This window comes from Streptomyces pseudovenezuelae (assembly GCF_001513955.1).
Taxonomy (GTDB): domain Bacteria; phylum Actinomycetota; class Actinomycetes; order Streptomycetales; family Streptomycetaceae; genus Streptomyces; species Streptomyces pseudovenezuelae.
Map to the genome: position 1 here is coordinate 40,347 of NZ_KQ948151.1, position 7,482 is coordinate 47,828.

The 7,482-nt window shown below is 69.7% G+C and carries 6 protein-coding genes and 2 pseudogenes; 4 read left to right on the plus strand and 4 right to left on the minus strand.

Translation table 11 applies throughout. From position 1 onward, the window contains the following. A pseudogene (locus AQI94_RS46735) lies at window positions 1-84 on the minus strand (TetR/AcrR family transcriptional regulator); the annotation flags it as partial. Between the two features lie 203 nt (window positions 85-287). Between AQI94_RS46735 and AQI94_RS31925 the strand changes: the two are divergent. The 4 genes from AQI94_RS31925 (at window position 288) to AQI94_RS31940 (ending at window position 5,229) form a co-directional block, all read left to right on the plus strand. Then, entirely contained in the window at window positions 288-1,103 is an 816-nt protein-coding gene (locus tag AQI94_RS31925) for an oxidoreductase (RefSeq protein WP_031061991.1), read from the plus strand. Between the two features lie 108 nt (window positions 1,104-1,211). Continuing rightward, window positions 1,212-2,054, plus strand: coding sequence for an alpha/beta fold hydrolase (locus tag AQI94_RS31930; protein WP_031061988.1), 843 nt, complete (start codon window positions 1,212-1,214; stop codon window positions 2,052-2,054). Between the two features lie 29 nt (window positions 2,055-2,083). Next, a complete protein-coding gene (locus AQI94_RS31935) occupies window positions 2,084-3,760 on the plus strand; it encodes an FAD-dependent oxidoreductase (RefSeq protein ID WP_062230061.1) in 1,677 nt (558 codons plus the stop codon). Next, window positions 3,757-5,229, plus strand: a complete 1,473-nt coding sequence (locus AQI94_RS31940) for an ATP-binding protein (RefSeq protein ID WP_031052559.1) — start codon at window positions 3,757-3,759, stop codon at window positions 5,227-5,229. The genes AQI94_RS31935 and AQI94_RS31940 overlap by 4 nt, the downstream gene beginning before the upstream one ends. A 381-nt stretch (window positions 5,230-5,610) precedes the next feature. Here the strand turns inward: AQI94_RS31940 and AQI94_RS31945 are convergent, their stop codons facing one another. From AQI94_RS31945 to AQI94_RS45940, 3 genes and pseudogenes are all read right to left on the minus strand, one after another. Next, complete coding sequence (locus tag AQI94_RS31945; protein WP_031052561.1) at window positions 5,611-6,405, minus strand: maleylpyruvate isomerase family mycothiol-dependent enzyme; 795 nt, start codon at window positions 6,403-6,405, stop codon at window positions 5,611-5,613. A gap of 41 nt (window positions 6,406-6,446) precedes the next feature. Then, the gene (locus AQI94_RS44785) at window positions 6,447-6,725 is read right to left on the minus strand and encodes a hypothetical protein (RefSeq protein ID WP_051832552.1); all 279 of its coding nucleotides are present in this window, start codon (window positions 6,723-6,725) and stop codon (window positions 6,447-6,449) included. 554 nt (window positions 6,726-7,279) lie between these two features. Then, window positions 7,280-7,482: pseudogene (locus AQI94_RS45940) on the minus strand (Gfo/Idh/MocA family protein); the annotation flags it as partial.

A 7,482-nucleotide genomic window follows, 5' to 3' on the forward strand; every position in this document is an offset into this window, starting at 1 on the left:
GGTGCCGTTGTAGCCGGAGGTGCGGAACTGCCGCTCGGCGGCGTGGAGGACGTGGTCGGGGTCGAAGCTTCGCGGTCTGGCCATGCATCGAAGGTAAAGCCGACCCACCCTTCTTGACAACCCAGTACAGAACCATCTAGGTTCCTGACTGTTCAGTCCATAACCATCCTGAGCTCGCCGGACAGGCTTGGTCCGGGCTTGCAGGACCGGTGCGACCGTGTCGACCTGAGCGCAGGCGACCCCACACAGGGCACGACGAAGTCATGTCCACAACCGAAGGAACCACCATGCAGACAGCTTCCCCAGTGGCCCTCGTGACGGGTGCCTCCTCCGGGATCGGGCGGGCGGCTGCGCTCGCCCTCGTGGGCGCCGGCTTCGCGGTGGTCGGCACGAGCCGCAACGCGGCGAACGCCAAGCCGATCGCCGGGGTGACGTTCCTCGATCTCGACGTGGCCAGCGACGAGTCGGTCCGCTCCCTGGTCGGGGAGGTGATCGATCGGTTCGGCCGGATCGACGTCCTGGTCAACAACGCAGGCGTGGGTGCGGTCGGCGCCGGCGAGGAGAGCTCGATCGACCAGGCCAAGGAGGTCTTCGACATCAACGTCTTCGGCCTGATGCGGATGACCAACGCAGTGCTGCCCCACATGCGCGCCCAGCGCAGTGGCCGCGTGGTCAACGTCGCCTCGGTACTCGGTCTGATCCCAGCCCCCTTCATGGCCGTCTACGCCGCCACCAAGCATGCGGTCGAGGGCTACTCCGAGTCCGTCGACCACGAGCTTCGTGAGCACGGCGTGCGGATGCTGCTGGTCGAGCCGGCCTACACAAACACGAGTTTCGAGGCGAGCAGCATGGCACCCGACTCGCCCCTGCCGGTCTACGCCGCACAGCGGGAGGTCTCCCGGGACGTGCTGGCCACGGCCGTGCGCAACGCCGACGCCCCGGCCGTTGTCGCGAAGGTGATCGTCGCGGCCGCCACCGATTCCAAGCCCAAGCTTCGGTACACCGCCGGCCCGATGGCCAGACGTGTCAGCCTCCTGCGCCGGATCGTGCCCTCGCGCGCCTTCGACCAACAAATCCGCAAGCTCAACCGACTGGCCGGCTGACCCCGCACTACACCCGGCGCCCGAAAAGACGCACATGTCCAAAACCAGAGACACTGAAGCCAGCATCAGCCTCTCTCGTCCCACCGCTCCTGGAAACGGCTGACACCCATGGAATTCGAACACGTCACCTTCGACCTGCCGCACGGCACCTTTCACGCGCTGCAGGGTGGTGACCCCGATGGTCAGCCGACGGTCGTCCTGCACGGCTTCCCGGACCACCCGCCGACCGCGAAGCCCTTCCTCGCCGAGCTCGCCCGCCAGGGACGTCACGTCATCGCACCCTGGCTTCGCGGTTACGCGCCGTCCCCGACGGCCGGGCCGTTCGACTTCGCCTCCCTCACCGGCGACGTGCTCGCGCTGATCGACCGCTGGTCTCCCGGGCGAGCCGTGGAGTTGGTCGGCCACGACTGGGGAGCTCTGATCACCTACGATGCCGTCGTCACCGCGCCGGAGCGGATCGAACGCGCGGTCACGCTCGCAGTCCCCCACCCCGTCACGTTCCTGAGCCGGCCGCGCCTGGCTCAGCTACGCCGGATCTGGTACATGGGGCTCTTTCAACTGCCGGGAAGCGGCTGGATGGCCAGCGCCCGCGATCTCGCCTTCATCGACCGCCTCTGGCGCCAGTGGTCGCCCAGCCTCTCACTCGATCCAGCCCTCCAGGCGGAGCTGCACGAGCACCTGCGGGCGAGCATGCCCGCGCCTCTGAAGTACTACCGGGCGATGCTGCGACCCAGCATGATTGGGGCGACACGCCGCCTGTCTCAGCCGATCGAGGTGCCCCTGTTGCAGCTTTACGGCGCCGACGACGGCTGCTTCCTCCCCCCGAAGGTCGACGACCGACATCGGTTCGCCGCCCCGCACGCGATGGAGGTCGTCCCCGACGTCGGTCACTTCCTGCACATCGAGGCCCCCGAGGCGATCGCGGAACGGATCGCGGCATGGGCCAAGTAGCGGATCACATCATTCGGGGTGGGGGACGTATGGCACAGATCGCGGACGCTGCGCGGACCGTCATCATGACCGTGGACGACGATCCCGGGGTGTCCCGGGCCGTCGCCCGTGACCTGCGACGGCGCTACGGCAAGTCGTACCGGATCGTGCGCGCGGAGTCCGGGGAGTCCGCGCTGGAGGCGCTGCGCGAACTGAAGCTGCGCGGTGATCTGGTCGCGGTGATCCTGGCCGACTACCGCATGCCGCAGATGAACGGCATCGAGTTCCTCGAACAGGCCCTGGACATCTATCCGGGCGCCCGGCGCGTGCTGCTGACCGCGTACGCGGACACGGACGCGGCGATCGACGCGATCAACGTCGTCGACCTCGACCACTACCTCCTCAAGCCGTGGGATCCGCCGGAGGAGAAGCTCTACCCGGTCCTCGACGATCTCCTGGAGGCGTGGCGCTGCAGTGACTTCCGGCCGATGCCGAACACCAAGGTCGTCGGTCACCGGTGGTCGGCGCGCTCCTCGGACGTGCGGGAGTTCCTGGCCCGCAACCAGGTGCCGTACCGCTGGTACTCCACCGACGAGCCCGAGGGCCAGCGGCTGCTGGCCGCGGCGGGCGAGGACGGGCAGCGGCTGCCGGTGGTGATCACGGCGGACGGTACGGCGCTCGTCGAGCCGGAGGTGCCCGACCTGGCCGCGCACGTGGGACTGGCCACCACCCCCACGGCCGACTTCTACGACCTGGTCGTCATCGGCGGCGGCCCGGCCGGGCTCGGCTCGGCCGTGTACGGGGCCTCGGAGGGGCTGCGGACCGTGCTCGTGGAGCGCTCGGCGACCGGCGGGCAGGCCGGGCAGAGCTCGCGGATCGAGAACTACCTGGGCTTTCCGGACGGGGTGTCCGGCGGCCAGCTCACCGACCGGGCGCGACGCCAGGCCACGAAGTTCGGCGCCGAGATCCTCTCCGCGCGGGAGGTGACCGGTCTGGAGAGCAGCGGTGCGGCGCGGCTCGTACGGTTCGCGGACGGGTCGCAGATCGCGGCGCACAGCGTGATCCTGGCGACCGGTGTGTCGTACCGGCAGCTGGAGGCGCCGGGTGCCGACGAGTTGTCGGGCCGCGGGGTGTTCTACGGGTCCGCGCTCACCGAGGCCGCTGCCTGCCAGGGTCACGACGTGTACATCGTCGGCGGCGCCAACTCGGCGGGACAGGCGGCGATGTACCTGTCCAGGGGAGCCAAGTCGGTCACCCTGCTGGTGCGCGGAGCGGACCTCACCGCGTCGATGTCGCACTATCTGATCCAGCAGATCGCCGAGTCGCCGAACATCTCGGTACGGGCCCACACGGTCGTCGAGGCCGCGCACGGCGACAACGACCTGGAACAGCTGACGCTGCGCGACACGACGAGCGGGCAGACCGAACGGGTCGACGCGCAGTGGCTGTTCGTGTTCATCGGCGCGGCCCCGCTGACCGACTGGCTGGACGGCACGGTGTCGCGGGACGAGCGCGGGTTCATCCTCGCCGGACCCGACCTGACCGCCGACGGGCGGCCACCGGCGGGCTGGGAGCTGGACCGGCCGCCGTACCACCTGGAGACCAACATCCCCGGCGTGTTCGTCGCCGGGGACGCACGCGCGGAGTCCGCGAAGCGGGTCGCGTCCGCCGTCGGAGAGGGAGCCATGGCCGTGATGCTCGTCCACCGGTACCTGGAGCAGTCATGAGCGGACAGCCGATGCCGTGCGACGCGGCCGAGATCAGCTCACTGTTCCTCTTCGAGAAGCTGAACTCCGAGCAGCTCGACAGGCTGTGCGGCGAGGGACGGGTCGAATTGTTCGACCCCGGGCCGGTGTTCACCGAGGGTGACCCGGCGACCTGCCTGTACGTGATGATCGAGGGCACGGTCGTCATGTCGCGCCGGGTGGGCGGCGACGACATCGAGGTGAGCCGCACCTCCCAGCCAGGGGTGTACGCGGGGGCCGTGATGGCGTACCTCGGGGACGGGAAACCGCAGCGGTACATGAACTCGCTGCGGGTGCCGGAGCCGACACGGTTCTTCGTCCTGCCCGCCGAATCGTTCGCGAACCTCATCCACGAGTGGTTTCCGATGGCGGTCCATCTCCTGGAGGGGCTCGCCCTCGGTTCACAGACCTTTCAGCGGGCCGTCGGGCAGCGCGAACGGCTGCTGGCGCTGGGCTCGTTGTCCGCGGGTCTCACCCATGAGCTCAACAACCCGGCCGCGGCCGCCGCACGGGCCACCTCGGCGCTCAGGGATCGGGTCGCGCACATGCGCAACAAGCTCGGCGCCATCGCCTCGGGTCCCTACCACGGCGACGCCCTGAAGGCCCTGGTCGAGCTCCAGGAGCGTACGGCCGAGCGGGTCTCCAAGGCGCCGGCACTGAGCCCGCTCGAAGCGTCCGACCGGGAGGACGAACTCGCCGACTGGCTCGACGACCACGGTGTCCAGAACGGCTGGCAGATCGCGCCGACCTTCGTGCAGGGCGGTCTCGACGTCGACTGGCTGGAGCAGGTCGCGGCGGCCGTCGACGAACAGGAAATCCTGCAGAGTGCCATCGAGTGCCTCAACTACACGGTCGAGGCCGAGCTGTTGATGTCCGAGATCGAGGACTCCACCACCCGTATCTCGCACCTCGTCGACGCCGCCAAGCAGTACTCGCAGCTGGACCGCGCGCCCTACCAGGTCGCCGATGTGCACGAACTCCTCGACAGCACACTGCTGATGCTGTCGGGCAAGATCGGTCCACAGGTCAAGGTCGTGAAGGAGTACGACCGTTCGGTGCCGAGGATTCCGGCCTACCCGGCCGAGCTCAACCAGGTGTGGACCAACCTGATCGACAACGCGGTCTCCGCCATCAACAGCGCGGGCGGCGAAGGGACGTTGACCGTACGCACCGCTGTGGTGCACGACCAGCTGCTGGTGGAGTTCCGCGACACGGGCCCGGGAGTGCCGGCCGAGATCCGCGGCCGGATCTTCGACCCGTTCTTCACCACCAAACCGGTGGGCGAGGGCACGGGGCTGGGGCTCGACATCTCCTGGCGGATCGTCGTCAACAAGCACCACGGTGACCTGAAGGTCGAGTCCGTACCCGGCGACACCCGCTTCCAGGTGCTGCTCCCTCTCACCGCCACCGAGCCCGATACCGTCCCCGACCCGGCCTTGGAGCCCTCATGACCAAGGACACCGGAATCGACCCCGGGGCCGGGACGACGAGCTGACCCGTCTCACCGGTGTTCTGGGCCGGCCCCACGTCCGCGAGACCCGTGCCGTGCTCATCGCGGGAGACGCCGGGGTGCGCGCGGCGGGCCTGGACATCCCCGACGGCGTCGGCATGAAACCCACGCACCACGCCGTCCACGTCGGCCCGGGTACACGGTCACCGCGAAGGACACGGTGTCCCACGTCAGCGATCACGCCTCCTACAGGGACCCCGCACGAGGACGACGCTTGCGAGCTCCTGGCGACCCTCCTCGAAGACGTGAGCGCCCCGTGGTGACCCCGAGTGAAACGCGCGGGACAGGGCGTGTTTCCGTGCCCGTTGCCTCGCCGCCGGGCTCAGAACCCGGGGAAAATCCTGCGCAGGTCGTCGAGGGTGACGGTGTCGCCGGTGAGGGTCACGGAGGGCGGGGTGTGGGCGGGGGCGTGCCGGCCGGTGACAAGTCGCAGCCACCACTCGGCGGGGGCCGTCAGCACGGCGTCGGCGTTCTCGGGTTCGCCGGTGAGCGCGACCGTCTCGCCGACCGAGAGCCCGAAGGCGCGCTCGGGTGCGGTGGTGTGCACCGCGACGGCGACGGGGCGGTTCTCCAGGGCGTCCGCCTTGCCGAGGAAGCCCAGCATCATGCCGGCCTGGTCGAGGAGCGGTCCGGTCGCGGCGGACGCCAGGGTCGACGACGGGTCGAAGGCCACCTCGACGTCCCACGAGTGGTGGGCGAGCTCACTGAGCCGGAGCCCCGCCGCGGTCGCGACGTCCACCGGCGCGGGCAGGAAGCCGAGGTCGATCCGGAGGTCGCTGCGGGCCCCCGCGTCGAGGCCCTCGTAACGTTCGACCAGCGCCTGGTTGGCGGTGACGAAGCCTTCGGCGCGCTCGGCCGGGGTCATCGCGTCCCAGCGGGCCCACACCGACTTGTTGAAGTCGCCGTCGGGGACACCCGTCCCGTCCGTCGCGCCCTCCAGTACGGCCAGGCCTATTTCGGCGCCGCTGCCCAGATGGCTGAGCACCTGGGAGACGTCCCACTCCGACGCGCCGGACGGGCGGGTGAGATCGGCGGCGGTGAGTCCGTGCACCACGGCGGCGAGGTGGTCGTGCCCGCTGCGCAGGGCGTCGATGATTCGGTCTGCGGCTTCGGTCATGGTCGTTTCCTCAATGAAGTTGATCTGATTCGGTGTTGTCGTCAGACGGCTGTCGGTGTCACACGGTGGTCTGGAACGAGCGCTTGGAGAAGCCGATCGTGCACCCCTCGACGGTGGTCCGCACCGGCCGGTCGGGGGTGCGCGGCGACGCCCAGGGTGATGAACAGCGGGATGTAGTGATCGACGGTCGGATGGGCGTACGGCGTACCGGGCGCCCTCGTCCGGAACGCGGCGAGTTCGTCCCCGGCGCCGCGCGTGAGGGCGTCGGCGGCCCAGGCGTCGAAGTCGGCTGACCAGCCCGGGACTTGGCCTTCGAGCATCGCACGGGGGTGATGAACGGCAGCCCGTGTGTCATAAAGCCGGAGCCGTTCACCAGCACACCCTCCTCGGCCAGCGGGTACATGGTCATTCAGCGGCACCCAGGCCCCGTGGTCGAGCCCTGGGCCGGCGTGCTGGTGGATCGGTTCGCCGTCCGGCATGGTTCCGGCGACCCGGCCGGCGAGCACGGGCGCGTCGGGGGTGTCGTACCGCATCGTGCAGGAGCGCGGGTGGAAGCTCCCGAAGGCATGGACGAGCGGGGTGTGCGTGGCCGGTCCGGACAGGGACTGCGACCAGGCAGTCACGCGACGTGGGCCGAAGAGGTCACACGAGCCTGACCGGTCCGGCGTCGATCGGCAGGCGGACCAGGAGATAGGGCTTGCGGCGCAGATCCTCGCCCTCGTGGAAGAGCGACATCCGGTTGAGCTGGTTGGCGGTGGCGTACAGGTGCCGGTCCGAGGCGACCGACAGGGTGTCGACCCAGTTGAGGTCGGTGCCCTGGGCGAGGGTGCGGTAGGTGCCGTCCGGATTCCTGCACCAGATGGAGTTGTCTTCCAGGTCGCCGCCGAGCGGGTGCCGAGCCGCTCGGTGCGTTCGCCGTCCGCCGTGCGCACCACGACCCGGTCGTCCGTGTGCGGCAGCACGAAGTTCGGCGCGAGCACCTCGCCCCGGGAACCGATGATCCGGCAGCTCATCTCCAGCCGGTCGTACGCCATGTGGCAGCGCGCCGAACCGGTCGCCCCGCCCGGGAAGGCCAGT

Coding starts and splice junctions, on each gene's coding strand:
- AQI94_RS31925 (WP_031061991.1), top strand. CDS start 288: ATGCAGACAGCTTCCCCAGTGGCCCTCGTGACGGGTGCCTCCTCCGGG.
- AQI94_RS44785 (WP_051832552.1), bottom strand. CDS start 6,725: ATGCTCGAAGGCCAAGTCCCGGGCTGGTCAGCCGACTTCGACGCCTGG.
- AQI94_RS31940 (WP_031052559.1), top strand. CDS start 3,757: ATGAGCGGACAGCCGATGCCGTGCGACGCGGCCGAGATCAGCTCACTG.
- AQI94_RS31930 (WP_031061988.1), top strand. CDS start 1,212: ATGGAATTCGAACACGTCACCTTCGACCTGCCGCACGGCACCTTTCAC.
- AQI94_RS31945 (WP_031052561.1), bottom strand. CDS start 6,405: ATGACCGAAGCCGCAGACCGAATCATCGACGCCCTGCGCAGCGGGCAC.
- AQI94_RS31935 (WP_062230061.1), top strand. CDS start 2,084: ATGGCACAGATCGCGGACGCTGCGCGGACCGTCATCATGACCGTGGAC.